The sequence below is a fragment of the Qipengyuania sp. NPDC077410 genome (assembly GCF_044543405.1).
Taxonomy (GTDB): domain Bacteria; phylum Pseudomonadota; class Alphaproteobacteria; order Sphingomonadales; family Sphingomonadaceae; genus Qipengyuania; species Qipengyuania pacifica.
In genome coordinates, this window is the sequence record NZ_JBITWB010000003.1 from 119868 (window position 1) to 142699 (window position 22832).

At 61.9% G+C, this 22832-nt stretch carries 25 protein-coding genes and 1 tRNA gene; 11 read left to right on the top strand and 15 right to left on the bottom strand.

Going from position 1 to position 22832, the window contains the following annotated elements:
• Window positions 1–8: 8 nt before the first annotated feature.
• From accD to radC, 8 genes are all read right to left on the bottom strand, one after another.
• On the bottom strand, window positions 9–857 hold the full coding sequence (gene accD, locus ACIGGE_RS14160; RefSeq protein WP_397490860.1) for an acetyl-CoA carboxylase, carboxyltransferase subunit beta: 849 nt from the start codon (window positions 855–857) through the stop codon (window positions 9–11).
• Between the two features lie 121 nt (window positions 858–978).
• Window positions 979–1767, bottom strand: a complete 789-nt coding sequence (gene trpA, locus ACIGGE_RS14165) for a tryptophan synthase subunit alpha (protein WP_397490861.1) — start codon at window positions 1765–1767, stop codon at window positions 979–981.
• A 232-nt stretch (window positions 1768–1999) separates the two neighbouring features.
• On the bottom strand, window positions 2000–3214 hold the full coding sequence (trpB, locus tag ACIGGE_RS14170) for a tryptophan synthase subunit beta (RefSeq protein WP_222828669.1): 1215 nt from the start codon (window positions 3212–3214) through the stop codon (window positions 2000–2002).
• Window positions 3211–3852 carry a phosphoribosylanthranilate isomerase gene (locus ACIGGE_RS14175; RefSeq protein ID WP_397490862.1) on the bottom strand — a complete coding sequence of 214 codons (642 nt, stop codon included), beginning with the start codon at window positions 3850–3852 and terminating at the stop codon, window positions 3211–3213. Before ACIGGE_RS14175 ends, trpB begins: the two co-directional genes overlap by 4 nt.
• A gap of 11 nt (window positions 3853–3863) precedes the next feature.
• Complete coding sequence (pyrF, locus tag ACIGGE_RS14180; RefSeq protein ID WP_397490863.1) at window positions 3864–4538, bottom strand: orotidine-5'-phosphate decarboxylase; 675 nt, start codon at window positions 4536–4538, stop codon at window positions 3864–3866.
• Window positions 4538–4894, bottom strand: a complete 357-nt coding sequence (locus tag ACIGGE_RS14185; RefSeq protein WP_103023614.1) for a DUF1049 domain-containing protein — start codon at window positions 4892–4894, stop codon at window positions 4538–4540. Before ACIGGE_RS14185 ends, pyrF begins: the two co-directional genes overlap by 1 nt.
• Window positions 4895–4950: 56 nt before the next feature.
• Entirely contained in the window at window positions 4951–6261 is a 1311-nt protein-coding gene (purB, locus tag ACIGGE_RS14190) for an adenylosuccinate lyase (protein WP_397490864.1), read from the bottom strand.
• A 105-nt stretch (window positions 6262–6366) separates the two neighbouring features.
• Entirely contained in the window at window positions 6367–7077 is a 711-nt protein-coding gene (radC, locus tag ACIGGE_RS14195; RefSeq protein ID WP_397491005.1) for a DNA repair protein RadC, read from the bottom strand.
• Between the two features lie 59 nt (window positions 7078–7136).
• Between radC and ACIGGE_RS14200 the strand changes: the two genes are divergently transcribed.
• From ACIGGE_RS14200 to ACIGGE_RS14235, 8 genes are all read left to right on the top strand, one after another.
• Window positions 7137–10364 (top strand): YdbH domain-containing protein, encoded by a 3228-nt coding sequence (locus tag ACIGGE_RS14200; RefSeq protein WP_397490865.1) that lies wholly within the window; start codon window positions 7137–7139, stop codon window positions 10362–10364.
• A 32-nt stretch (window positions 10365–10396) separates the two neighbouring features.
• A complete protein-coding gene (locus ACIGGE_RS14205; RefSeq protein WP_397491006.1) occupies window positions 10397–10564 on the top strand; it encodes a YnbE family lipoprotein in 168 nt (55 codons plus the stop codon).
• An 8-nt stretch (window positions 10565–10572) separates the two neighbouring features.
• Window positions 10573–10965 carry a YdbL family protein gene (locus ACIGGE_RS14210; RefSeq protein WP_222828745.1) on the top strand — a complete coding sequence of 131 codons (393 nt, stop codon included), beginning with the start codon at window positions 10573–10575 and terminating at the stop codon, window positions 10963–10965.
• Window positions 10966–11153: 188 nt separating this feature from the next.
• A complete protein-coding gene (locus ACIGGE_RS14215) occupies window positions 11154–11474 on the top strand; it encodes an AtpZ/AtpI family protein (RefSeq protein ID WP_103023617.1) in 321 nt (106 codons plus the stop codon).
• Between the two features lie 55 nt (window positions 11475–11529).
• On the top strand, window positions 11530–12318 hold the full coding sequence (locus ACIGGE_RS14220; RefSeq protein ID WP_255407933.1) for a F0F1 ATP synthase subunit A: 789 nt from the start codon (window positions 11530–11532) through the stop codon (window positions 12316–12318).
• Window positions 12319–12357: 39 nt separating this feature from the next.
• Window positions 12358–12585, top strand: coding sequence for a F0F1 ATP synthase subunit C (locus ACIGGE_RS14225; RefSeq protein ID WP_006832363.1), 228 nt, complete (start codon window positions 12358–12360; stop codon window positions 12583–12585).
• Window positions 12586–12664: 79 nt separating this feature from the next.
• Window positions 12665–13159, top strand: coding sequence for an ATPase (locus tag ACIGGE_RS14230; RefSeq protein ID WP_397490866.1), 495 nt, complete (start codon window positions 12665–12667; stop codon window positions 13157–13159).
• A complete protein-coding gene (locus tag ACIGGE_RS14235; protein WP_196845954.1) occupies window positions 13152–13724 on the top strand; it encodes a hypothetical protein in 573 nt (190 codons plus the stop codon). Before ACIGGE_RS14230 ends, ACIGGE_RS14235 begins: the two co-directional genes overlap by 8 nt.
• 62 nt (window positions 13725–13786) lie before the next feature.
• Here ACIGGE_RS14235 and ACIGGE_RS14240 read toward each other — a convergent pair whose 3' ends face one another.
• The 7 genes from ACIGGE_RS14240 to aroA all read right to left on the bottom strand — a co-directional run bounded on the left by ACIGGE_RS14240 (window position 13787) and on the right by aroA (window position 20484).
• Entirely contained in the window at window positions 13787–14752 is a 966-nt protein-coding gene (locus ACIGGE_RS14240; protein ID WP_397491007.1) for an NADPH:quinone oxidoreductase family protein, read from the bottom strand.
• Between the two features lie 4 nt (window positions 14753–14756).
• Complete coding sequence (locus ACIGGE_RS14245) at window positions 14757–15329, bottom strand: nucleoside 2-deoxyribosyltransferase domain-containing protein (protein WP_397490867.1); 573 nt, start codon at window positions 15327–15329, stop codon at window positions 14757–14759.
• A 2-nt stretch (window positions 15330–15331) separates the two neighbouring features.
• A complete protein-coding gene (gloB, locus tag ACIGGE_RS14250; RefSeq protein ID WP_397491008.1) occupies window positions 15332–16087 on the bottom strand; it encodes a hydroxyacylglutathione hydrolase in 756 nt (251 codons plus the stop codon).
• A 98-nt stretch (window positions 16088–16185) separates the two neighbouring features.
• Window positions 16186–17889, bottom strand: a complete 1704-nt coding sequence (gene rpsA, locus ACIGGE_RS14255; protein ID WP_103023622.1) for a 30S ribosomal protein S1 — start codon at window positions 17887–17889, stop codon at window positions 16186–16188.
• Between the two features lie 362 nt (window positions 17890–18251).
• Window positions 18252–18878: a (d)CMP kinase gene (locus tag ACIGGE_RS14260; RefSeq protein ID WP_397490868.1), complete on the bottom strand. Its 627-nt coding sequence runs from the start codon at window positions 18876–18878 to the stop codon at window positions 18252–18254.
• Window positions 18875–19132 carry a permease gene (locus tag ACIGGE_RS14265; RefSeq protein WP_103023624.1) on the bottom strand — a complete coding sequence of 86 codons (258 nt, stop codon included), beginning with the start codon at window positions 19130–19132 and terminating at the stop codon, window positions 18875–18877. The genes ACIGGE_RS14260 and ACIGGE_RS14265 overlap by 4 nt, the downstream gene beginning before the upstream one ends.
• Window positions 19129–20484, bottom strand: a complete 1356-nt coding sequence (gene aroA, locus ACIGGE_RS14270; RefSeq protein ID WP_397490869.1) for a 3-phosphoshikimate 1-carboxyvinyltransferase — start codon at window positions 20482–20484, stop codon at window positions 19129–19131. The genes ACIGGE_RS14265 and aroA overlap by 4 nt, the downstream gene beginning before the upstream one ends.
• Before the next feature lie 116 nt (window positions 20485–20600).
• On the opposite strand from aroA, the gene ACIGGE_RS14275 reads away from it, so the two are divergent.
• The 3 genes from ACIGGE_RS14275 to ffh all read left to right on the top strand — a co-directional run bounded on the left by ACIGGE_RS14275 (window position 20601) and on the right by ffh (window position 22800).
• Window positions 20601–20945 carry a TIGR02300 family protein gene (locus ACIGGE_RS14275; RefSeq protein ID WP_103023625.1) on the top strand — a complete coding sequence of 115 codons (345 nt, stop codon included), beginning with the start codon at window positions 20601–20603 and terminating at the stop codon, window positions 20943–20945.
• A 90-nt stretch (window positions 20946–21035) separates the two neighbouring features.
• Window positions 21036–21111 (top strand) — tRNA-Ala (locus ACIGGE_RS14280).
• Window positions 21112–21315: 204 nt separating this feature from the next.
• Window positions 21316–22800: a signal recognition particle protein gene (gene ffh / locus ACIGGE_RS14285; RefSeq protein WP_397490870.1), complete on the top strand. Its 1485-nt coding sequence runs from the start codon at window positions 21316–21318 to the stop codon at window positions 22798–22800.
• Window positions 22801–22832 lie beyond the last annotated feature (32 nt).

Below are 22832 nucleotides of genomic sequence, written 5' to 3' on the forward strand. Positions count from 1 at the left end.
GCCGTGCCTCAGGCAGCCTTGGCCGGGGTGAGGTAATCGAGCAGGGTCGCCAGCGTCGCTTTGAGGTCGCGGCGATGGACCACCATGTCCACCATGCCATGCTTGTGCAGATATTCGGCGCGCTGGAAGCCATCGGGCAGCTGTTCGCGGATCGTGTCCTGAATGACGCGCTGCCCGGCAAAGCCGATCAGTGCGCCCGGTTCGGCAATATGGATATCGCCGAGCATGGCGTAGCTAGCCGTCACGCCGCCGGTAGTCGGATCGGTCAGCACCACGATATAGGGCAAGCCGGCTTCCTTCAGGCGGCGCGTCATCACGGTCGCTTTGGGCATTTGCATGAGCGAGAGAATGCCTTCCTGCATGCGAGCGCCGCCAGCAGCGGTGACGACGATATAGGGGCAGCGCCGGGTAAGCGCGTGTTCCGCGCCCTGGCAGAAGGCGGTGCCTACGGCCATGCCCATGGATCCGCCCATGAAGCCGAAATCCTGCACCCCGACCACCGCGGGCTTGCCATCGATCGCCCCCGAGCCGACCAGGAAGGCGTCCTTGTGCGGACTCTTGGCGCGCGCCTTTTTCAGGCGGTCGGTGTATTTTGCCGTGTCGCGGAACTTGAGAGGATCTTCCTTCACATCGGGGATCGGAAGGACTTCGAAGCCTTCGTCCATCAACTGGCGCAGGCGTTCGTCCGCGCCGATGCGACCATGGTGATCGCAGCGCGGGCAGACATAGGCATTGTCTTCGTATTCCTGCGCGAACACCATCTGCTGACAGCTGGGGCATTTGACCCACAGATCCTTGTCGGTGCTGCGCTTGGACAGCGAGGTGATCGAATTGCGGACGCGGGTGAACCAGTTCATAGTTGAAGCCTATAGTCCTGTTGCAGCAAAGCTCAAATAGTCGGCAGAATACCTAGGAAAATCAAATTGCTCTTTACCGGGCGGGCTGATCTTGCCCGGGCGGAAGAGCGGTCGGACCCGCTCAGCGGGCCGAACGAACAGCGCCGGCGAGCTTCGATGTCAGTTCGCGCAGGTGGGCCGGAGCATCGGCGCCATGTTCTGCCACGAGTTCGACCAGCGCCGAGCCCACCACGACGCCATCTGCCACGCGAGCGATTTCGCCGGCCTGTTCGGGCGTGCGGACGCCGAAGCCGACAGCGACCGGAATGTCGGTGGCCTGCTTGATGCGGGCGACATTGGCTTCGATCGATTCGATCGCTGCCTGCTGCATGCCGGTGATCCCTGCGACCGCGACGTAATAGAGGAAGCCTTCGGAACCTTCGACCACGGCGGGAAGGCGACGGTCGTCGGTTGTCGGTGTGGCGAGGCGAATGGGGGCAATCCCGGCATCGCGCAGGGAAGGGCCGAGCGCATCGTCTTCCTCTGGCGGGATATCGACGCAGATCACGCCATCGACGCCTGCGTTCATGGCGGCAGAGGCGAACCATTCCGGTCCGCGCCGGACCATCGGATTGGCATAGCCCATCAGTACCAGCGGAACGTCGGGATGGCGCTGGCGAAAGCCGCTTGCGATCGAGAGGACATCGGCCGTGGTGGTGCCTTTGCCAAGCGAGCGGATGTTCGCCGCCTGGATGGCCGGGCCATCGGCCATGGGATCGGTAAAGGGCATGCCGAGTTCGATCACGTCCGCGCCGCCATCGACCAGCGCGTCGAGATTGGCGGCGGTGTCGCCGTCACCGGCGGTCAGAAAGCAGACCAGCGCAGGGTGAGGCTTGGCGAAGGCAGCGGAGAGGCGATTCGAGGCGTTCATGGTGTCAGGTTCGTTCATCTAGCTTGGCAGAAGTCTGAGACATGGACCGGGTGTTACACAGTCCAAGGGAGAAAAAACTGGCTGGCGCCATCAGGGCGTATCCGGGTTTGCACTGCAAGGAACGATTAGGCGTCATCAAAGCCCCATCGCATGAATGCAGTCGTGTAGGACAGCCTGCATGAGTGGGTATGCGTAAACCAGCACGAGGCACCTCCATCGTTCGGAGCGAGGGCTAGATCTCAACTCCGAGCTTTTCCGCCACGGTGAAGATGTCCTTATCGCCGCGGCCACAGAGGTTGGCGAGGATCACGCTGTCCTTGGGCATGGTCTTGGCACGCTTGGCGACTGCTGCGATGGCATGGCTGGGCTCGAGCGCGGGAATGATGCCCTCGGTCCGGCAGAGAAGCTGGAACGCATCCAGCGCCTCGTCATCGGTGATGGCGGTGTATTCGACGCGTTCCATGTCTTTCAGCCAGGCATGTTCGGGGCCGATGCCGGGATAATCGAGACCGGCGCTGATAGAGTGGCCTTCGGTGATCTGGCCGTCATCGTCCTGCAGCAGGTAGGTCTTGTTGCCGTGGAGCACACCGGGGAACCCGCCAAGCAGCGATGCTGCATGCTGATCCCCGTCGAGGCCGTAACCCGCCGCTTCCACACCGAGCATCTTTACATCCGGATCGTCGAGGAAGGGGTGGAACAGCCCGAGCGCATTGGAGCCGCCGCCGATGGCTGCCACCAGCAGGTCGGGCAGGCGATCGATGCGCGAGAGCATCTGTGCGCGCGCTTCCTTGCCGATCACGCTCTGAAAATCGCGCACCATTTCCGGATAGGGATGCGGTCCGGCAGCCGTGCCGATGATGTAGAAGGTGTCGTGGACATTCGCGACCCAATCCCGCAGCCCTTCGTTCATGGCGTCCTTGAGCGTTGCCGCGCCGCTGGTGACGGGCACGACTTCAGCGCCGAGCAGCTTCATGCGGAACACATTGGGCTGCTGACGGGCCACGTCGGTCGCGCCCATATAGATGACGCAAGGCAGGCCGAAGCGTGCGCAGACGGTAGCCGTAGCGACGCCGTGCTGGCCGGCGCCGGTTTCCGCGATGATGCGGGTCTTGCCCATGCGCATGGCGAGCAGGATCTGCCCGATGCAATTGTTGATCTTGTGCGCGCCTGTGTGATTGAGCTCGTCGCGCTTGAACCAGACCTGCGCGCCGCCAAGCGCCTCTGTAAGCCGTTCCGCGAAATAGAGCGGGGAAGGACGGCCGACATAGTGTTCGAGCAGATCGTCGAACTGGGACTTAAAGCTCGAGTCAGCTTGAGCTTTGCGATATTCGCGTTCGAGATCGAGGATCAGCGGCATCAGCGTTTCGGCGACATAACGGCCGCCGTAATCGCCGAAGTGGCCACGTTCATCGGGCTGATTGCGGAATGAGTTTGCGTGTTCGGTCATACAGACCGCGCCGCTTTGCAGAAGGCGGCAATCTTGTCCATGTCCTTCACACCCGGAGCGCTTTCCACGCCGCTGGACGTATCCACCAGCGGGGCACCGGTTGCGGCGATCGCACCCGCGACATTCGTGGGCGACAATCCGCCGGCAAGACCCCAGGGCAGCGACATGCTGATGTCGGAAAGAAGGCCCCAGTCGAAGCGTAGCCCCATCCCACCGGGGAGCTGAGCGTCCTTCGGTGTCTTGGCATCGAACAGGATAAAGTCGGCCGCGTCGGTATAAGCCTGAGCCCTGACGACATCGCTGGCGGTGGCCACCGGGATCACTTTCCAGACGGGCAGGCCGAACTGCGCCCTGACGGCAGCGCTGCGCGCGGGAGATTCGCCGCCATGCAGCTGCACCGCGTCGAGTTTCGCGGCCGATATGGCATCGCGCAGGGCGTCGTCGTCCGGATCGACGAACACGCCAACCTTGGAAATGCGCGACCCGGCGCGCGCGGCGAGCGCCGATGCTTCGACGAGGCCGAGGTGGCGAGGGCTGGGCGGAAAGAAGTTGAAGCCGACGTGGTCAGCCTGCGCAACGAGGACAGCGTCGAGCGTTTCCGGCGTGGAAATCCCGCAGATCTTGATTGCGGCTGCCATGAAGCGCGCCGTTACAGCGTGGCTTCGATATCGCGCGCGGCCCGCGCAGGATCGTCCGCACGGCTGATCGGTCGCCCGATCACCAGCACGCTGGCGCCGTGATCACGCGCCTGGCGCGGTGTGACGACGCGTTTCTGATCGCCGACCGCGCTTCCGGCAGGGCGCAGGCCGGGTACGACGAAGTAGCCGTCCCGCCACTGGTCATGGACCGCTTTCACTTCCTGTCCCGAACACACGATCCCGTCGAGGCCTGCATCGTTGGCAAGCTGTGCGAGGCGCATGACCTGGTCATGCGCGCTGCCTTCGATGCCGGTGCGTGCGAGATCGCGTTCGTCCATGCTGGTCAGCATGGTGACAGCGACGACCCTGGTATTTTCGCCAGCTGCAGCCTTGGCATCTTCCATCATGGCGCGGCCACCGCCTGCATGAACGGTGACGATCGCCGGTTCGAGCACATGGATTGCCTGCATGGCGCCTGCGACGGTATTGGGAATATCGTGCAGTTTGAGATCGAGGAAAATGGGCAGGCCGAGCTGCCCGATCATGTGCACGCCATGCGCGCCATGCGCACAGAAGAATTCCAGCCCGAGCTTGATCCCGCCAACGTGCCCTTTGACCTTGTTAACGAGGTCGATCCCGTCGTTCAGTTGCGGGACGTCGAGTGCGAGATAGATCGGATTGGACATCAGGGCTTCGTCGGTTCGGGATCGACCGGATTGGCGGGCGGGGGTGCAAAATCGTCGCGCGGCGGCGATACCGGCGGGGTGGCCGTCGGCGTGGGAGTAGCGGCTGGCGCGGACATCTTGTGCGTGGCCGTTTCAAGCGCAGCTATCCGCCGCCTGGCGCGCCATGCGCTGGCGCGGTGGAGCAACCACATGGGCAAAAGGCCCAGCAGGAAGGACACGATGACAAGCGCCGGCAGCTTGGTTTCCAGCACCAAGTTCGACCAGATTTGAACTTCGACCGATTTCCAGTTGAAGAAACTGAATGCCAGCAGCGAAAACAGCAGCAGGACCCAAACGATAGTACGCACGATCTGCATCGGGAGCTCCCCTAATTGGCTATGCAAGCCTTGCTAGGCTGCAAGCGCGCGCTCGTCTAGCCGAACACGCGTTCGAAGATCGTGTCGACATGCTTGAAGTGGTATTCGAGATCGAACCGTTCTTCCAGCTGTTCGGCGCTGAGCGCTGCGGTGACTTCATCGTCCTGCTTGAGCAGATCGAGCAGCATCAGCCTGCCGTCCGATTCCCAGACCTTCATCGCGTTACGCTGGACGAGGCGATAGGCATCTTCGCGGCTGACGCCGTTCTGGGTGAGGGCGAGTAGAACACGCTGCGAATGGATGAGGCCGCCCATGCGGTCCATGTTGGCCTGCATGCGTTCGGGGTAGATCAGCAGCTTGTCGATCACGCCGGTGAGGCGGGCGAGGGCGAAATCGAGCGTTATGCAGGCATCCGGGCCAATGAAGCGTTCGACCGAGGAATGCGAAATATCGCGCTCGTGCCACAGGGCCACATTCTCGAGCGCGGGCAGGGCATAGGCGCGGATCATGCGGGCCTGACCCGTGAGGTTTTCGGTCAGGATCGGGTTGCGCTTGTGTGGCATCGCGCTCGACCCCTTCTGGCCGGGCGAGAAATATTCTTCCGCCTCCAGCACTTCGGTGCGCTGGAGGTGCCGAATTTCGACCGCCAGCCGTTCGATAGACCCGGCGATGACGGCGAGCGTGGAAAAGAACATGGCATGGCGATCGCGCGGAATGACCTGGGTCGACACGGGCTCGACCGACAGGCCGAGCTTTTCGGCGACATGTTCTTCGACCTGGGGATCGATATTGGCAAAGGTGCCGACCGCGCCCGAGATGGCGCAGGTGGCGATTTCTTCGCGCGCGGCGAGAAGGCGTCGGCGGCAACGGTCGAATTCTGCATAGGCCTGCGCCAGTTTCAGGCCGAAGGTCACCGGCTCGGCATGGATGCCGTGGCTGCGCCCGATGGTCGGTGTGTATTTGTGTTCTTCCGCACGGCGCTGGATTGCAGAAAGCAGTGCGTCGAGATCGGCCAGCAGAATATCGGCCGAGCGGGCAAGCTGCACAGCCAGCGTGGTGTCGAGAACGTCGCTACTGGTCATGCCCTGGTGCATGAACCGCGCCTCCTCGCCCACGTTTTCCGCCACCCAGGTGAGGAAGGCGATCACGTCATGCTTGGTTACGGCCTCGATCGCGTCGATCGCTTCGACGTCGATCTTGGGGTTGGTGGCCCACCAGTCCCACAGGGCCTTGGCCGCGCTTACCGGGACCACGCCGAGTTCGCCGAGCTTTTCGGTCGCATGCGCTTCGATTTCGAACCAAATGCGATATCTGGCTTCCGGCTCCCACAGGGCGGTCATTTCGGGGCGGGCGTAGCGGGGGACCATGGTGAACTCCGGAGTTGGCGGCTGTTTGCGCAGCGCGCTAGGCAAGGCGGCGGCCCGTGGCAAGGCGCAGGCGCACGCTTATTACGCTTCTTACAGAGGGATCGGTCAGATCAGACCCTTGGCACGCAGCGAGACGTGGCCACTGCGACCAACGATTACATGGTCGTGTACGGTAACGCCGAGCAGGCGACCGGCTTCTGCGATCCGGGCGGTGATGGCGATGTCCGCGCGGCTCGGTTCGGGATTTCCGCTTGGATGATTATGCACGAGGATCAGCGCGGTTGCGCCGATGTCGAACGCCTTGCGGATGACTTCGCGCGGGTGAATGGCCGCTTCATCGATCGACCCTTCGGCGAAGTGATGGTCGAGGATGAGGCGGTTTTGCGCGTTGAGATAAAGGACGCGCACCCGCTCGTGGTTAAGATGGGCCATGTCGACAGCGAGATAGTCCAACAGAGCCTGCCAGCTGCCCAGTACCGGCTTGTCCTGCACCGCGCCGCGCGCCATCCGCCTGGTCGCGAGGCTGACGGCATGAAGCGCGGCCACGCTCGCTTCGCCCATGCCCTTGACCTGCTTCAAAGCCTGCGGATCTGCAGCCAGAACACCGGCGAACGACCCGAATTGGGCGATCAGATTCTTGGCCAGCGGCTTGGTGTCGCCCTGCCTTATCGCTGCGAACAGGAGGAATTCGAGCAGCTCGTAATCGGCGAGCGCTTCGGGCCCGCCGGTAAGCAGTCGATCGCGCAATCGAGCGCGATGACCGGCACCCGCATGGCCCGCCGAATTATTCGATTCCTCCGGCAACCATTCCCCCATGCACGGCGTTTCGACCACTTGCATTGCCTTTCACGGGCTGCTGGCGCAAGTGGGGTTCGATGGAGCGGGACGCTGACGACAATGCCATGGCGGAGGGCGCCGATTCCATCCGGCGCGCGAGATGGCGCCAGAAACGCTGGGCTATTCCGAGTGTTCTGCTTGCCCTGCTGATCGCTGCAGGGATCGCCGCATGGTTATCGCGCGAGAGCATTGTCGACGACATTATTCGCGACCAGCTCGAAGCCAACAATATCCCCGCGACGTACACAATCGACCATGTGGGCGGCCAGACGCAGGAACTGTCAAACGTGGTCCTTGGCGATCCGGATGCGCCGGACTTTACCGCCAAGCGAATCATCGTGCAATTGCGCCACCGGCTGGGCGTGCCGGAGATCGGCAGCGTCACCCTGGTCGAGCCGCGTCTTTTCGGAACGTACCGTAATAACGAACTGAGCTTCGGCTCGCTCGACGCGCTGATATTTGCGCCGAGCGAGGGTCCGGGCGGGCTTCCCAACCTGAATGTCGCAATACGCGATGGACGTGGGCTGATCGAAACGGATTATGGCCCCGTCGGGCTAAAAATGGTCGGTTCGGGACTGGCCAGCCATGGCTGGGACGGGACGCTTGCTGCGATTGCGCCAAACCTTCGGCTGCCGGGCTGTGAGGCCGGTCGGACCAGCGCGTATGGAAAAATAACCAGCACGTCCGGCGAACCGAAATTCGTCGGCCCGGTGCGGCTCGCTTCTCTGAAATGCGAAGCGCAGGACCTCGATTTGGCCGAATACGAGATGAATCTGACCGTCGAGGCGGACAATCGCCTGCGCAATCCGTCGATCGAGGCACGGATCGAAGGCGATGACACGCGGTTCGCGGAGAATTCTGCTGCGGCCATCATCGGCACGATTCGCGCGCAGATCCGCGACCAGTCGACAACCGCCCGCTTTTCACTGGCGGCCCGCGGTGTCGAAACGCCGCAGGCACTGGCGGCTGTGCTCACGGCAGATGGACAGCTACGCGCGAACGAAGGGTTCAAGCGCGTTCAGGTCGAGAGCAATCTTGAAGGCAATGGTCTACGGCTCGGCAGCGACCTGGTCGCGGCAGTCGAGGCGCTGGCGCAAACCGGCGATGGCACGCTGATCGCGCCGCTGACTCGCAAAATGGCGAATGCGTTGCAGGCCGAGACCCGCGGAAGCGCGCTATCCGCCGACCTGCGTATCAGGACAGAACCCGGCACCTATTCCCTGTTCGCGCCAAGGGCAGAACTGCGCGGCGGCAGCGGTGCGCGGCTGGTTTCCCTATCGCGCGTCGAAATCGCTTCCCGGAGGGGTGAGACGCCGAGGATCGCAGGCAATATCGCGACGGGCGGCGCCAATATGCCGCGCATATCTGGCCGGATGGAGCGAGGCGAGGGCGGCAGTTCGATTTTTCGCCTTGCGATGGAGCGGTACGAAGCAGACGATTCCGCCCTTGCCGTGCCGCAAATGACCATCGCCCAGCAAAGCGGCGGCGCCCTTGGATTTTCGGGCCGGGTGCTGGCAAGTGGCAAGCTGCCGGGCGGGGCGGCGACCAACTTGTTGTTACCCGTCGACGGACGCTATGAGGGTGGGAACATCGCCTTGTGGCGCTCGTGCACGGATATCCGGTTCGACCGTCTCGAACTGGCCAATCTTTCATTCGAAAAGCGTGGGCTGACGCTGTGTCCTGCACGGGGCCGGGCAATCGTGAACGCGGGCGCTGACGGAATTCGCATAGCCGCGGGTGCGCCATCGCTCGATCTGCAGGGCCATCTCGGTGAAACCCCGATCCGACTTGCGTCGGGACCGGTCGGCTTTGCCTATCCCGGCGTCATGACGGCACGTGAAATCGAAGTATCGCTGGGCCCTGTAGAGACGGCCAGCCGCTTCAACGTGTCTGGCCTGGAGGCGAGGTTCGGCGACGATATCGCAGGGACGTTCACGGATGCGGACGTGATGCTGGCGGCCGTGCCAATGGATCTGAACAAAGCCGAGGGGAACTGGCGTTTCGCCGACGGTCGGCTGACAATCAATGGTGCCGACTTCACCTTGGTGGACCGCAATGCTTCGCCCCGGTTCGAGCCGCTGATCGCGCGCGATGCCAGGTTGATACTGATCGACAATGTCATCGCCGCGCAGGCACAATTGCGCAATCCCGCAAGCGACCGGCTGGTGACAACCGTGGACATTCGGCACGATTTGCAGAGCGGTGCCGGTCGTGCCGATCTCGATGTTCCTGGGCTGCAGCTGGACGGCGAGCTTCAGCCGGGCGAGATTTCCCGTCTTGCGCTGGGCGTCATCGCCAACACCAAGGGCATCGTGACCGGCACGGGCCGGATCGACTGGGCACCGAACGGCACCATCAAAAGCACGGGTAGCTTTTCGAGCGATGATCTCGATTTTGCCGCAGCGTTCGGGCCTGTCGAGGGGGCCAGTGGCACGATCGAGTTCGTCGATCTGCTGAATCTGACGACCGCACCGGGCCAGAAGATCCGTGTCGCATCGGTAAATCCCGGCGTGGAGGTCTTCGATGGCGAGGTCGAGTTTCAATTGCGCAATGGCGAGTTGCTGGCGGTTTCCGGGGGCAGTTGGCCCTTCATGGGCGGACAGCTGATCTTGCGCGATGTCGACCTCAATCTGGGGGTCAGCGAAGAGCGCCGTTACCTGTTCGAGATCGTCGGCCTGGATGCGGCCGTGTTCATGACGCAGATGGATCTCGAAAACATATCCGCCACCGGACTTTTCGACGGAACGGTGCCGATCGTGTTCGATGCCGCGGGCAACGGACGAATCGATACCGGCGTGCTGATATCCCGGCCGCCAGGGGGGAACATTTCCTATGTGGGCGATCTGACCTACGAGGATCTGTCGCCCATCGCGAACTTCGCCTTCGATGCACTGAAGAGCCTCGACTACACGCAGATGCGAGTGGTCATGGAAGGCCCCCTGACGGGCGAGATCGTTACGCGAGTGCGGTTCGACGGCGTGAGCCAGGGCAAGGGCGCCAAATCGAATTTCATTACGCGGCGACTAGCGGCACTGCCGCTGCAATTCCGTATCAACATCAAGGCGCAGTTCTACCAGCTGATGACCAGCCTGAAATCGCTGTACGATCCGGCCGCAGTACGCGATCCACGCGAACTGGGTCTGCTGTCCGACGACGGAACACGTTTCCTGAGGCGCTCGATCACTGGCGAGGAAGCGCCACCCGAAATCAGTCCGGACGACATCATTCCGGATGAACCCACCATTCAGGAGCAGGAAAGCGAGTGAGGGCTATGAACCATGCCAAATTGACCGGGAGGATGGCTGCCGCCATGCTTTTCACAGTCGCGCTCGGGGGATGCATAACGGTGAATGCGCCCGAAAAGCCGATCGTGATCGAGCTGAACGTCAACATCCGCCAGGAAGTAATCTATCGGCTCGCGGAAGATGCGGGCAATACGATAGAGGACAACGCGGATATCTTCTGATGGGTGACATGATGAACAAGGTAACGAAATCGGTTCTCGCGGCAGCAGCCGTGGCTACGGCATTCGGTGGGTTCGCAGCGCCAGCTTTCGCGCAGCGCGATCCTGCCTATGCCGCTGCCCGCGCGGATGGCGAGATCGGCGAGAAGATGGATGGCTATCTCGGCATCGTGGGTGCGGAAACGCCCGCGCTGCGCAAGATCGTCAACGACATCAATATAAAGCGCCGGGCCGTTTATTCGGATCGGGCCAAGGCGAACAATGCGACGCTCGAGGAATATGCGCTGACGGCTGGTTGCCAGGCGATCCTGGCCACCAAGCCGGGCGAGAAATACCAGGCGCCGAACGGCAGCTGGGAAACCCGCGGTGCGGGCGCTCCGCAACGCGATCCGCGCTGCCCGTAGGATTCGGACCTCGCACTCTTTCACGGCCTCTTGCTCCCGATACGGGAGCGAGAGGCTTTTTTGCGACACGACGGCTCTTTCCGGACCTTCCTCGTGTTGACTCGCCACACCCCCCCTTCTAAGGGGGCGGCGCCCTTGGCGGGCAAGTCCCTGCGCGTGCCGCGCAACCCCCTTCAAAGGAGCAAGGCATGAGCGACGACAAACCCGCACGGGAACCAATCGAGGAGGACGCGCGGATCGACGCGCTGGAAAAGCGGCTTGCAGCCGCCCAGCAGCGCGAAGAACAGCGTAACCTTCCCAAGGCTTCCGGGGCCGATGCGAACTATCGCAGCGGTAACCGGGTTCTTGCGGATCTTCTCGGGGGGCTTCTTGGTGGTGCGGTCATCGGTTATGCCATCGGGTATTTCACGGGGACCAATCCATGGGGTCTGTTGGTCGGCCTGTTCCTCGGAATAGTGGTCGCCTTCAGGAACATTATCCGTGCGGCAAACCAGCGCCCCGAAGAATGATCCCATCGTGGGGCTTCCGGGGCGTTAGTTACAGGATCTAGGGACTAGTAGAGACGTGGTAGCCGAGCAGGCCAAAGTCGATCCGATGCATCAGTTCACCATCGAACCGCTCGCCGGTTCGGGTGGCTGGGAAATCGCCGGCTACAACATCGCCTTCACCAATTCCGCGCTGTGGATGCTGATCACCACCGTGGTGCTCTTCATCTTCGTGCTGGGTGGCATGAAGCGCGAGCTGGTGCCCGGGCGCTGGCAGATGACGGTGGAGACCTTCACCGGTTTCATCGACAATATGCTGGAAGCCAATATCGGCAAGGCGGGCCGTAAATATGTGCCCTATGTCTTCAGCCTCTTCATGTTCATCCTCTTCGCCAACATCCTCGGTCTGATGCCACTGGGCGTGATCGGGCTCCACCCGTTCACCTTTACCAGCCACTTCACCGTGACCGGCGTGCTCGCAATCATCAGCTTTGCGATCGTCCTGCTGGTTGGTTTCTGGAAGCACGGCCTCCATTTCTTCAGCCTGTTCGTGCCGCATGGCACGCCGCTGCCGATGATCCCGATCATCGCGCCGATCGAGTTCATCTCGTTCATGGTGCGCCCGTTCAGCCTCGGGCTGCGTCTGTTCGTGGCCATGATGGCCGGACACGTATTGCTCGAAGTCTTGTCGAGCTTCGTGATCGACGGTACCAACGCGGGCATCCTGTGGAGCGGCGTCGTCGGCTTGCCGAGCTTCCTTCTCATGATCGGCATCTGTGCGCTGGAACTGCTGGTTGCAGGCATCCAGGCCTATGTCTTCGCTCTTCTGACGTCGCTGTACATCAACGACGCCGAGAACCTTCACTAGTCTTCAATTAATCAATCTGATTTCCCAAAGGAGTTTGTCATGGAAATGGAAGCTGCAAAGCTCATCGGTGCTGGCCTCGCTGCAATCGGTGCCGGTATGGCTGCGATCGGCGTTGGTAACGTCTTCGGTTCGTTCCTCGAAAGCGCTCTGCGCAATCCGGGTGCTGCCGACGGCCAGCAGGGCCGCCTGTTCATCGGCTTCGCCGCTGCCGAACTTCTCGGCCTGCTGGCGTTCGTCGTTGCCATGATCCTGATCTTCGTCGCTTAATCGACGCAATCGGATTTGAGCCGGTCGGGATAACCCCGGCCGGCCCACGAATTTTCGTACCCGCCTTTCGAGAGCTGCAATGCCCCAGATAGCACAGCTTGCCGAAACATGGTCCAGCCAGGTCTTCTGGTTATTGGTCTTCTTCGGCATAACCTTCTTCGTCATCGGCCGCGGCATGGTGCCCAAGGTGATGGAAACCGTCGCCCAGCGCGATGGCCAGATCGCTGCAGACCTTGCCGCCGCAAAGGCTGCTCGTGATGCAGCCGACGCAGAAGAAGAAGCGTGGCGGGTTCGTGAGAACGAGAACCGCGCAGCTGCGCAGGCAATCGTCGCCAAGGCCAAGGATGAGGCAGCCGCCAAATCCGAGACCAAGTTGAAAGCGGCTCAGTCGCGCCTCGACAAGAAGCTGGCCGAAGCCGAAACCCGCATTGCCGAAGCCCGCACTGCCGCGCTGACCGAGGTTGAATCGGTTGCCGTCGAGGCTGCGCAGGATATCGTGGCACGCCTGGCCGGTGCCAAGGTGACCAAGCCTGCAGCCGCCAAGGCCGTCAAGGAGGCGATGAACCATGGCTAATGTCGCCCCGGAAGTATTCGCCACCGAATCTGCCGACACCTTCGTCGAGGCGGGGCATGGCGGTGCACCGACGCATTCCGAGCCCGAACTGTTCGGTCTCGCGCCGTTTCAGATTGTTTCGGTCGCGATGTTCGTTCTGCTGCTGATCGCGTTTTTCGGCGCGAAGGTACACAAGTCCATCGGCAGTGGGCTGGACGGCAAGATCGCCGCCATCAAGGAGCAGCTCGACGAGGCGAAACAACTTCGCGCCGAAGCTGAAACGCTGCGCCAGGAATATGCGGACAAGATCGCCGGCGCCGAAAAGGATGCTGAAGCCATGCTAGCCAATGCGCAGCATGAGGCGGATGCACTTCTCGAGAAGGCTGAAGCCGACAGCAAGGCAATGGTCGAGCGCCGTAAGCGGATGGCGGAAGACAAGATTTCCGCTGCCGAGCGCGAGGCGGTGGAAGATGTGCGCAATCGTGCCGTCAACGCTGCCACGGCTGCAAGCCGCAAGCTGATCGCAGAAAAGCACGACGCCGAGGCCGACAAGGCATTGGCCGACAAGGTCATCGCGGGCATCTGATCCGCGAACGGACCTGTCTGAGAATATTCGAGAGGGCGGTCCGTGGGGCCGCCCTTTTCGATTCAGGGTTCGAGGACGAGCTTGCCGATGATTTCGCCGCGTTGCATCGTTTCGAATGCTTCGCGCCAGGATGTGAGCGGTAGTCTGCGGTGGATATGGGGCACTATACGCCCTTCCTGCGCCAGACGATCGATTGCGTCTGCAATTCGTGCGCCACAATCGGGAAAGCGGCGCGCATATTCGCCTGCGCGTACACCGACGACCGAGAAGCCCTTGATCAATGGAATGTTGACGGCAATTTCCGGAATGCGGCCGGAAACGAAGCCGATCACGAGAAGCTTTCCACCAAAGGTCACGCAGCGCGTACTTTCGTCGAAGACATCCCCGCCGATGGGATCATAGACCAGATCGCACAGGCGGCCATCGGTGATTTCTGCAACGTCCTCCCTGAAGCGCCCGGTATTGCAGATCGCTGCGTGGGGTTTGGCAATCGTGTGTAGTTGCTCGAGTTTGTCGGCGCTGTGAGTTGCGGCGATGACTTGCGCTCCCATCGCGCGAGCAAGGTCGCACGCTGCAAGACCCACGCCGCCGCTGGCCCCGTGGACGAGAACGGTCTGTCCGGCCCGCAGTCCGCCGATTTCGACGAGGGCCACATATGCGGTTTGGTAAGCGGCTCCCATTGCGGCCGCGCTTGCGAAATCCAGACTGGCGGGAATGGTTCGGAGCGAGGCCGCGGGGAGGGCGGCATATTCGGCAAACGCGCCCGTCTTGGCTCCGCCGCGCACTTTGTCGCCCGGCCTGAGCCCACTCGCTTCCGGTGCTTCGACGACTTCGCCGGCCATTTCGAGCCCGGACACGAACGGCACATCGGGTTTGAATTGGTATTTGCCCTGCGTCATCAGCAGGTCGGGATAATTCAGCGAAGCGGCGCGCACGCGTATCAGGATTTCTCCTTGGGGCCTCTCGATTTCGGCGAGTTCGACACCTGACAGATCGGGTGAAAGATGGCGAACCAGAACAGCCTTCATCGCGTCAGTCTGCACCATCGCTGTGAGCGACCCGCGCCCGGACAGCGGAGATAAGTTCGTCGGTCGAGCTGACCTGTTCGATATCGTAATATTCCGCGGTGATGTCGACGTTGCCCTTTCGCCAGAAGCCATCAGGGCAATACAGGATGACCTTGCCGCTTTGCGCGTGAAGACCAAGTTCCATCAAGCTCACGGGACTTTTGGTCCCTGGCGCGAGGTACATCACGATGATGTCGGCATTATCGAGTGCGTGGAGCTCCCATTCGACCTGCCTGCGAAATTCCGGATTGTCGGCGCTAGGAAGCCAGGCTGGATTCCAGTCCGCTCTGCGCGGATTCAGCAATACGACCGAGGCCTGCTGAAGTGCCTCGATGATCTCGCTCTGCCAGTCGCGGGCTGCACCCATCTCGATGCTACCGCCGAGGAACACGCGCAAACGACCGTCGGCTTCCGGCAAAGGTTCGGGTGACGTGATGACGGTGGATGTCGATTGCGGCGCAGCTGAAAGGGGCTCGCTCCCGATCCCGATAGATCCGCAAATCAGGGCGGACGCCGCCGCCAGCCGAAGCAAATGCATTGTCAGAAATTATCCTTCGCCGCACGTAGCGCAGCGAAAGTTTCGGATGGGCTGTTTCCGCCCCAGCGGTCGCGCATATAGGCCTTGTCTGCGCGGAGAAAGGGATTGGTTTCCAGTTCGCGCGACAGAATGGTAGGTACGGTCGGTTCGCCCTTCGCGCGCTTTTCATCGATGCGGTTCGCGTAGAGTTTCAATTCGGTGTTGTCCGGATCGGCATGCAGCGCGAATTTGGCATTGGCCTGCGTGTACTCATGCGCGCAATACAGCATGGTGTTGTCGGGCAGCTGGCGGATACGGTCGAGGCTGTTCCAGAACTGTTCGGGTTCGCCTTCGAACATGCGGCCGCAGCCAAGGGCGAAGACGCTGTCGCCTACGAAGGCCATGTCTGCCTCTGCCAGATAAAATGCGATGTGTCCGTTGGTATGGCCGGACACGTCGATTACGCGGGCCGTCCAGTCGCCCAGGGATACGCTGTCCCCGTTACCCACGATGCGATCGATCGGGCTGAGCTTCTCCACCTCTTGAGGTGCAGTGATGGTCGCACCTGTCGCTTCGACGATCGTCTTGTTGCCACCGGCGTGATCGGGGTGCCAGTGGGTGTTCCAGATCTGGGTTATCTTCCAGCCCCTGGCGTCCGCCTGTTTCAGATATTCCGTGCCATCGGGCGTGTCGATCGCGGCGGTTTCCCCGCTGGCGGGATCGTGGAGGAGGTATCCGTAATTATCGGACAGGCACGGGAATTGATGAACTTCGAGCATGGCGGCCAATGTAGTTTGCCTTGGCGCTATAGGAAAGGCCCGCCTGCTCGAGTGAGCGGGCGGGCCTTCCTGATTACCCTGAGAAGGGAAAGAAGAGCTTAGTCTTCCTTCTTCTTCAGCGCTTCGCCGAGGATGTCGCCGAGCGAGGCACCCGAATCCGACGAACCGAACTGTGCAACAGCTTCCTTCTCTTCGGCGATCTGACGCGCCTTGATCGAGAAGTTGGGCTTCTTCGAGCGATCGAAGCCGGTGACCATTGCGTCGACCTTGCCGCCAACCTGGAAGCGGTCAGGGCGCTGTTCGTCGCGGTCGCGGCCGAGGTCGCTACGCTTGATGAAGCCGGTCGCGCCGTCTTCGCCAACCTGAACTTCGAGGCCGCCATCGCGGACTTCGAGAACGGTGACAGTGACGGTTTCGCCCTTGCGCAGGCTGCCCGAGGCACCTGCTTCGGTCGGCGCACCCTTTTCGAGCTGCTTCATGCCGAGGCTGATGCGTTCCTTGTCGGTGTCGACATCGAGAACGACGGCTTCGACCTGCTCGCCCTTGCGGTGCAGGGCGAGGGCGTCTTCACCCGAGATGCCCCATGCGATGTCAGACATGTGAACCATGCCGTCGACGTCGCCATCGAGGCCGATGAACAGGCCGAATTCGGTGGCGTTCTTGACTTCGCCTTCGACCTTCGAGCCAACCGGATGCTTCTCGGCGAACTCTTCCCACGGGTTGCGCTGGGCCTGCTTGAGGCCGAGGCTGATGCGACGCTTTTCGCTGTCGACTTCCAGGACCATGACTTCGACTTCCTGCGAGGTCGAGACGATCTTGCCCGGGTGGACGTTCTTCTTGGTCCAGCTCATTTCCGAAACGTGGACCAGGCCTTCGATGCCCGGTTCGATTTCGACGAACGCGCCGTATTCGGTGATGTTGGTGACGGTGCCCGTCATCTTCATGCCGATCGGGTACTTGGCGGCAACGCCATCCCACGGATCGCTTTCGAGCTGCTTCATGCCGAGGCTGATGCGCTGCGTATCTTCGTTGATGCGGATGATCTGGACGGTCACGGTCTGGCCGATTTCGATCATTTCGCTCGGGTGGTTGACCCGCTTGTAGCTCATGTCGGTGACGTGCAGCAGGCCGTCGATACCGCCGAGGTCGACGAAGGCACCGTAATCGGTGATGTTCTTCACGACGCCGTCGATCACTTCGCCTTCGGCCAGCTTGTCGATCAGCTCGCTGCGCTGTTCGGCGCGGGTTTCTTCGAGAACCGCACGGCGCGAAACGACGATGTTACCGCGGCGGCGGTCCATCTTGAGGATCTGGAAGGGCTGCGCCATGTCCATGAGCGGGGTGACGTCGCGCACGGGGCGGATGTCGACCTGCGAGCCGGGCAGGAAGGCCACGGCGCCGTCGAGGTCGACGGTGAAGCCACCCTTGACGCGACCGAAGATGCGGCCTTCGACGCGCTTGCCTTCGCCGAATTCGCTTTCGAGCTTGTCCCAGGCGGCTTCGCGGCGGGCGCGGTCGCGGCTGAGCATTGCTTCGCCTTCGGCGTTTTCAACGCGATCGACGAACACTTCGACTTCGTCACCGACGCCGGGTGCGGTTTCGGTTTCGGAGCGCTGGAATTCCTTGAGATCGACGCGGCCTTCGCTTTTCAGGCCGACATCGATGTGTGCCATACCGTTTTCGATGGCGGTGACGGTGCCCTTAACGACGCGGCCTTCAAAGCCTTCGTCGCCGGCGCCGCCGAGCTGCTCGTCGAGCATTTTCGCGAAATCATCGCGAGTGGGATTGGCTGCAGTTGCCATATGTGAGTAGTCCTAACGTTCGTTTTGCTACCGGCCACCGGTTTTCCCGGGGTCTTTACCCGTCTCTGCGCACCATTACGCAGGCCAACGGGGCAAGAGGCCGAATACCGCGCGGGGCCGAATGCCTTCGCACGGGTCCTTCAATCGACAGATTGCATGAACGGGCGCGCGCCTAGGCGAAACCGGTCGTAAAAGCAAGCGAATTGCAACGCCGCGACCGAGACATGGACCGCCTGTTACACGGTCCAAGGGGCAATAATATCGGGCGGGTGGCGAAGTGGCGGTGGGCTGGGCTGGGAAGCTTCGACTGAAGGCGGAGGTACGAGGCAGGCGTGCCACCGTAATGGGTATGTAGGAAAGCCCTAGTTTGCGCCCGTCGCCTGCTTCACCGCCTGTATCGCTGCCGAAATTGCTTCGTCCCTGTCGAGGGCGCTGGTGTCGATCACCATCGCATCTTCGGCCGGAACCAGCGGAGCAACTGCCCGGCTGCGATCGCGTTCGTCACGCCGGCGGAGATCGTCCTGAATTTCCAGCAACGTAACGCCGGCGCCCCGTTCCCGCATTTCGAGGAAGCGGCGTTGCGCGCGGGCTTCCACGCTGGCGGTCACGAATAATTTCGCTTCCGCTTCCGGTGCGATGACCGTGCCGATATCGCGCCCGTCGAGGACAGCGCCGCCAGCCTGTTCGGCGAACTTGCGCTGGCGGTCGAACAGGGCCTGGCGCACGGGCGGATGGACCGAGACGCGGCTTGCCAGGCCGCCGGTTTCTTCGTCGCGCAGTTGCGGGTCGTTCAGAAGCGTATCGGGAAAAGCGCAACCCGCCAGGGCGTCCCCGCCGTTGTCGGGATCGCCCCCGTCGAGGAAAACCTGTCTGCCGACCGCACGGTAAAGAAGGCCGGTATCGAGATGGGGCAGACCGAAATGCGCGGCCAGTGCCTTGGCAATCGTGCCCTTGCCGGAGGCGGTCGGCCCGTCGACGGCGATAATCATGCCTGCGTCCTGCGGGAGCGGAGCGCCTTGGCAAGACCCCAGATCGCAATCGCGGCCCAGAATCCTTCGAGAACAAGGCTGGGCCAGTTCGTATGGATTAGCAGTGAAACGGTCAAAAGGGCCGCGCCCGCAAGATTGGTACCGTGAAGAATATAGGGATTTGGGTCTTCCTTCCACGTGAGATAGCCATAGGCGCCGATAATGCAGGCCATGCCCACAAAGCCCACCGCAGTATAGATGTCGATATCGATCATGAGGACGCAGCGTCCAGCAGCGCCGTAAAATTAGGAAAGCTGGTGGCGATTGGTTCCACATCGTCGATTTCGACACCGTCACTGCTGACGAGGCCGGCTATTGCCATGCTCATGGCGATGCGGTGATCGAGATGCGTTTCAACCTTCGCATTGGCGGTCCCGCGAAGAGGCAAGCCGCCGCTGCCTTCTATCATGAGGCCATCGTCGCGTTCTTCCACGTTCACGCCGGATGCCGAGAGCGCGGCGGCCATGGCCGAAAGGCGGTCGCTTTCCTTGACACGCAATTCGTCGAGCCCGCTGGTGACGGTCGTGCCGCTGGCCATGGCGGCTGCGACGAACAGGATCGGGAATTCATCGATCATGCTGGGCGCGATTGCGGGATCGACGTCGATCCCCTTGAGGGCGGCGTGGCGCACGCGAAGATCGGCGACCGGTTCTCCGCCGACGTCGCGTTCGTCCAGCTTCTGTATATTTGCGCCCATCTGTTCGAGGACCGTGAATATGCCGCTTCGTGTCGGGTTGAGACCGACATTCTCGATCACCAGATCGCTGCCTGGTACCACGCTGGCGGCAACGGCGAAAAAGGCAGACGAAGACGGGTCCCCGGGGACGGTGATGTCGCAAGGGTGAAGGTCGGCGGGGCCGTGGATGCGGACCACTCGTTTGCCGTCCACCTCTTCGACGGTCAGTTCCGCACCGAACCCGCGCAGCATGCGTTCGGTGTGATCGCGCGTCGGGACCGGTTCGATCACTGTGGTGGTACCCGGCGTGTTGAGACCGGCGAGGAGAACCGCGCTCTTTACCTGAGCGCTGGCGACCGGCAGTTCGTAGGTGATGGGCACGGCCGGCTCCATCCCTTCCATCATCAGGGGGAGTGTGCCGCCGGGCGAAGCCGTAAAACTGGCCCCCATGGTCGAGAGCGGGTCGATGACCCTGCCCATGGGCCGTTTCGAAAGACTAGCGTCGCCTGTGAAAGCTGCGGTGATGCCATGGCTTGCCACCAAGCCCATCAGAAGTCTGGTCGATGTGCCGGAATTGCCCATGTCCAGCGCCTGTTCCGGCTGCAGCAGTCCCCCGACGCCAACCCCGTCGACGACCCAATCGTCACCATCACGGTTGATCGTTGCGCCCATTGCGCGCAGGGCCGCGGCGGTGGCAAGAACGTCTTCGCCCTCGAGCAGTCCGGAAATGCGGCTGCGCCCGATGGCCAGTGCTCCGAACATCAAGGAGCGGTGACTGATCGACTTGTCGCCGGGCACACGGATGCGTCCGGTCAAGGGGGCTGAAGGCAGAAAACGGTGAGCGGTCACGAATGGGTATCCATATGAAGGCGGCGCTTTGACAGCGCACATGCGTTCTGGCAAGGCGCGCGCGCTGTTGATTCCTGCCCGGCAGGTACCCATCAATACAATTACGAATTCATGGCCCTGCGGCGCAATGCCGGGGGCGGCAAAGCCAAGGATTACACATGGTCAAACCTGAATGGGGCACCAAGCGGACCTGCCCGAACTGTGGCACCCGCTTCTACGATCTGAACAAGGAAGATCCCGTCACCTGCATCGAATGCGGTGAAGAATGGACGCCGGAACCGGTGCTCAAGTCCAAGCAGCCGATTCTGGCCGAAGAAGAAGCCAAGAAGAAGAAAGACGCTGAAGCAGATAGCGATCTGGGCGGCGATGACGACGACGATCTGGATATCGATATCGATGAGGACGACGATTCTCCCGATAACGAAGTCGATCTCGGAGGTGACGACGATCTCGGCGTCGAGACGAAGTCGAAGGGTGACGACGACGACGTCGACGAGAGCTGATTTTTCTCTTGCGTTGCGCGGGGCGGCCTCATAAAGGGCTGCCTCCGCAAGGCTGGCGCGCCTCCCAGGGTGCGCCGTATGAAATGGCTCGGGGCCTTAGCTCAGCTGGGAGAGCGCTACAATGGCATTGTAGAGGTCAGCGGTTCGATCCCGCTAGGCTCCACCATTTCCGGATTTTCCGCCAGTCGGCAGATCCGTGTTCGAGTTTGATGGTAGCTTGCCGTGGCAACGGCGCCGGCTTGCTTCCACCACACCCGGGCAATAGTTTGGGTTTCATCGGGGAATTCCCCACGCTGGCCGACGAGTTCTCGTCCGCCGGCGTTTTTCGCGTTTATTCGGTCCGGCAACGGTTCGATGAGGAGTAACAGGCATGTTCGACAATCTGTCCGACCGCCTAGGTAATGTCTTCGATCGCCTGAAAGGGCGCGGAGCGCTGTCGGAAAGCGACGTGCGCGAAGCGATGCGCGAGATTCGCATCGCCCTGCTCGAAGCCGATGTCGCATTGCCGGTAGTTCGGCGCTTCATCGATGCGGTGACCGAAAAGGCGATCGGTTCGGAAGTCCTGAAGTCGGTTACGCCCGGTCAGCAGGTCGTCAAGATCGTCGACGACGAACTCACTGCCATGCTTGGCGGGGGCGAAGACGCCGACCCCAAGGACCGCGAACTGAATTTCGCTGCCAAGCCCCCGGTCGTCATCATGATGGTGGGCCTCCAAGGCTCGGGTAAGACGACCACGACGGCCAAGCTCGGCAAGCTGATCAAGGCCAAGCACGGCAAGAAGCCGCTGATGGCGTCGCTCGACGTGAACCGTCCTGCCGCGCAGGAACAGCTCAAGGTGCTGGGCGAGCAGGTTGACGTGGCCACGCTGCCGATCATCGAAGGTCAGCAGCCGGTCGACATCGCTCGCCGCGCAATGGAAAGTGCCAAGCTGCAGTCGGCCGACGTGCTGCTGCTCGATACTGCGGGCCGTCTGCATGTCGACGAAGCGCTGATGGCCGAGATGAAGGCCATTGCCAGCGTCTCCACGCCGACCGAAGTCCTGCTGGTCGTCGACAGCCTTACCGGCCAGGACGCCGTCAACGTGGCTCAGAGCTTCACCGGCGAAGTGCCGCTGACCGGCGTGGTGCTGACCCGGATGGACGGCGATGCGCGCGGCGGTGCGGCGCTGTCGATGCGTTACGTAACCGGCAAGCCGATCAAGTTTGCAGGTACGGGCGAGAAACTCGACGCGATCGAGGCATTCGACCCCAAGCGCGTGGCGAGCCGCATCCTCGGTATGGGCGATGTCGTATCGCTGGTCGAGCGGGCTGCCGAAACCATCAAGCAGGACGAGGCCGAAGCGCTCGCCAAGAAGATGGCGCAGGGCAAGTTCGACCTGGAGGACCTGCGCATGCAGCTTCGTCAGATGCAGAACATGGGCGGCCTCGGCATGCTGGCCGGCATGTTGCCGGGCATGAAGAAGGCCAAGGCGGCAATGGCAGCGTCCAATATGGACGACCGGGTATTGCTGCACATGGATGCGATCATCGGATCGATGACGCCGAAGGAAAGAAAGCGCCCCGAATTGCTGAATGCCAAACGCAAGAAGCGTGTGGCGGCAGGTTCCGGAACGCAGGTGCAGGACGTCAACAAGGTGCTGAAGATGCACCAGGAGATGTCGCGCGCAATGAAGCAGATCAAGAAGATGGGCGGTCTCAAGGGCCTCGGCGCGCTGTTCGGCGGCGGGGGCTTGGGGGCAGCGATGCCCGGGCTCGGCGGTCCGGGCGGCATGCCCGGCATGGGTGGTGCAAAGGGTCCCGGTGTGGATCCCAGCACGCTTCCGCCGGACTTGCAGGACCTTCTCAAAAAGAAATAATTTCAGACGTTTATATTCGAAAGGTAATATCA

Bases quoted from the DNA above. Each gene is read 5' to 3' on its own strand.
- accD (WP_397490860.1), bottom strand. From the start codon at position 857: ATGAACTGGTTCACCCGCGTCCGCAATTCGATCACCTCGCTGTCCAAG.
- trpA (WP_397490861.1), bottom strand. From the start codon at position 1,767: ATGAACGCCTCGAATCGCCTCTCCGCTGCCTTCGCCAAGCCTCACCCT.
- trpB (WP_222828669.1), bottom strand. From the start codon at position 3,214: ATGACCGAACACGCAAACTCATTCCGCAATCAGCCCGATGAACGTGGC.
- ACIGGE_RS14175 (WP_397490862.1), bottom strand. From the start codon at position 3,852: ATGGCAGCCGCAATCAAGATCTGCGGGATTTCCACGCCGGAAACGCTC.
- pyrF (WP_397490863.1), bottom strand. From the start codon at position 4,538: ATGTCCAATCCGATCTATCTCGCACTCGACGTCCCGCAACTGAACGAC.
- ACIGGE_RS14185 (WP_103023614.1), bottom strand. From the start codon at position 4,894: ATGCAGATCGTGCGTACTATCGTTTGGGTCCTGCTGCTGTTTTCGCTG.
- purB (WP_397490864.1), bottom strand. From the start codon at position 6,261: ATGGTCCCCCGCTACGCCCGCCCCGAAATGACCGCCCTGTGGGAGCCG.
- radC (WP_397491005.1), bottom strand. From the start codon at position 7,077: ATGGGGGAATGGTTGCCGGAGGAATCGAATAATTCGGCGGGCCATGCG.
- ACIGGE_RS14200 (WP_397490865.1), top strand. From the start codon at position 7,137: ATGGAGCGGGACGCTGACGACAATGCCATGGCGGAGGGCGCCGATTCC.
- ACIGGE_RS14205 (WP_397491006.1), top strand. From the start codon at position 10,397: ATGGCTGCCGCCATGCTTTTCACAGTCGCGCTCGGGGGATGCATAACG.
- ACIGGE_RS14210 (WP_222828745.1), top strand. From the start codon at position 10,573: ATGATGAACAAGGTAACGAAATCGGTTCTCGCGGCAGCAGCCGTGGCT.
- ACIGGE_RS14215 (WP_103023617.1), top strand. From the start codon at position 11,154: ATGAGCGACGACAAACCCGCACGGGAACCAATCGAGGAGGACGCGCGG.
- ACIGGE_RS14225 (WP_006832363.1), top strand. From the start codon at position 12,358: ATGGAAATGGAAGCTGCAAAGCTCATCGGTGCTGGCCTCGCTGCAATC.
- ACIGGE_RS14230 (WP_397490866.1), top strand. From the start codon at position 12,665: ATGCCCCAGATAGCACAGCTTGCCGAAACATGGTCCAGCCAGGTCTTC.
- ACIGGE_RS14235 (WP_196845954.1), top strand. From the start codon at position 13,152: ATGGCTAATGTCGCCCCGGAAGTATTCGCCACCGAATCTGCCGACACC.
- ACIGGE_RS14240 (WP_397491007.1), bottom strand. From the start codon at position 14,752: ATGAAGGCTGTTCTGGTTCGCCATCTTTCACCCGATCTGTCAGGTGTC.
- ACIGGE_RS14245 (WP_397490867.1), bottom strand. From the start codon at position 15,329: ATGCATTTGCTTCGGCTGGCGGCGGCGTCCGCCCTGATTTGCGGATCT.
- gloB (WP_397491008.1), bottom strand. From the start codon at position 16,087: ATGCTCGAAGTTCATCAATTCCCGTGCCTGTCCGATAATTACGGATAC.
- rpsA (WP_103023622.1), bottom strand. From the start codon at position 17,889: ATGGCAACTGCAGCCAATCCCACTCGCGATGATTTCGCGAAAATGCTC.
- ACIGGE_RS14260 (WP_397490868.1), bottom strand. From the start codon at position 18,878: ATGATTATCGCCGTCGACGGGCCGACCGCCTCCGGCAAGGGCACGATT.
- ACIGGE_RS14265 (WP_103023624.1), bottom strand. From the start codon at position 19,132: ATGATCGATATCGACATCTATACTGCGGTGGGCTTTGTGGGCATGGCC.
- aroA (WP_397490869.1), bottom strand. From the start codon at position 20,484: ATGTGCGCTGTCAAAGCGCCGCCTTCATATGGATACCCATTCGTGACC.
- ACIGGE_RS14275 (WP_103023625.1), top strand. From the start codon at position 20,601: ATGGTCAAACCTGAATGGGGCACCAAGCGGACCTGCCCGAACTGTGGC.
- ffh (WP_397490870.1), top strand. From the start codon at position 21,316: ATGTTCGACAATCTGTCCGACCGCCTAGGTAATGTCTTCGATCGCCTG.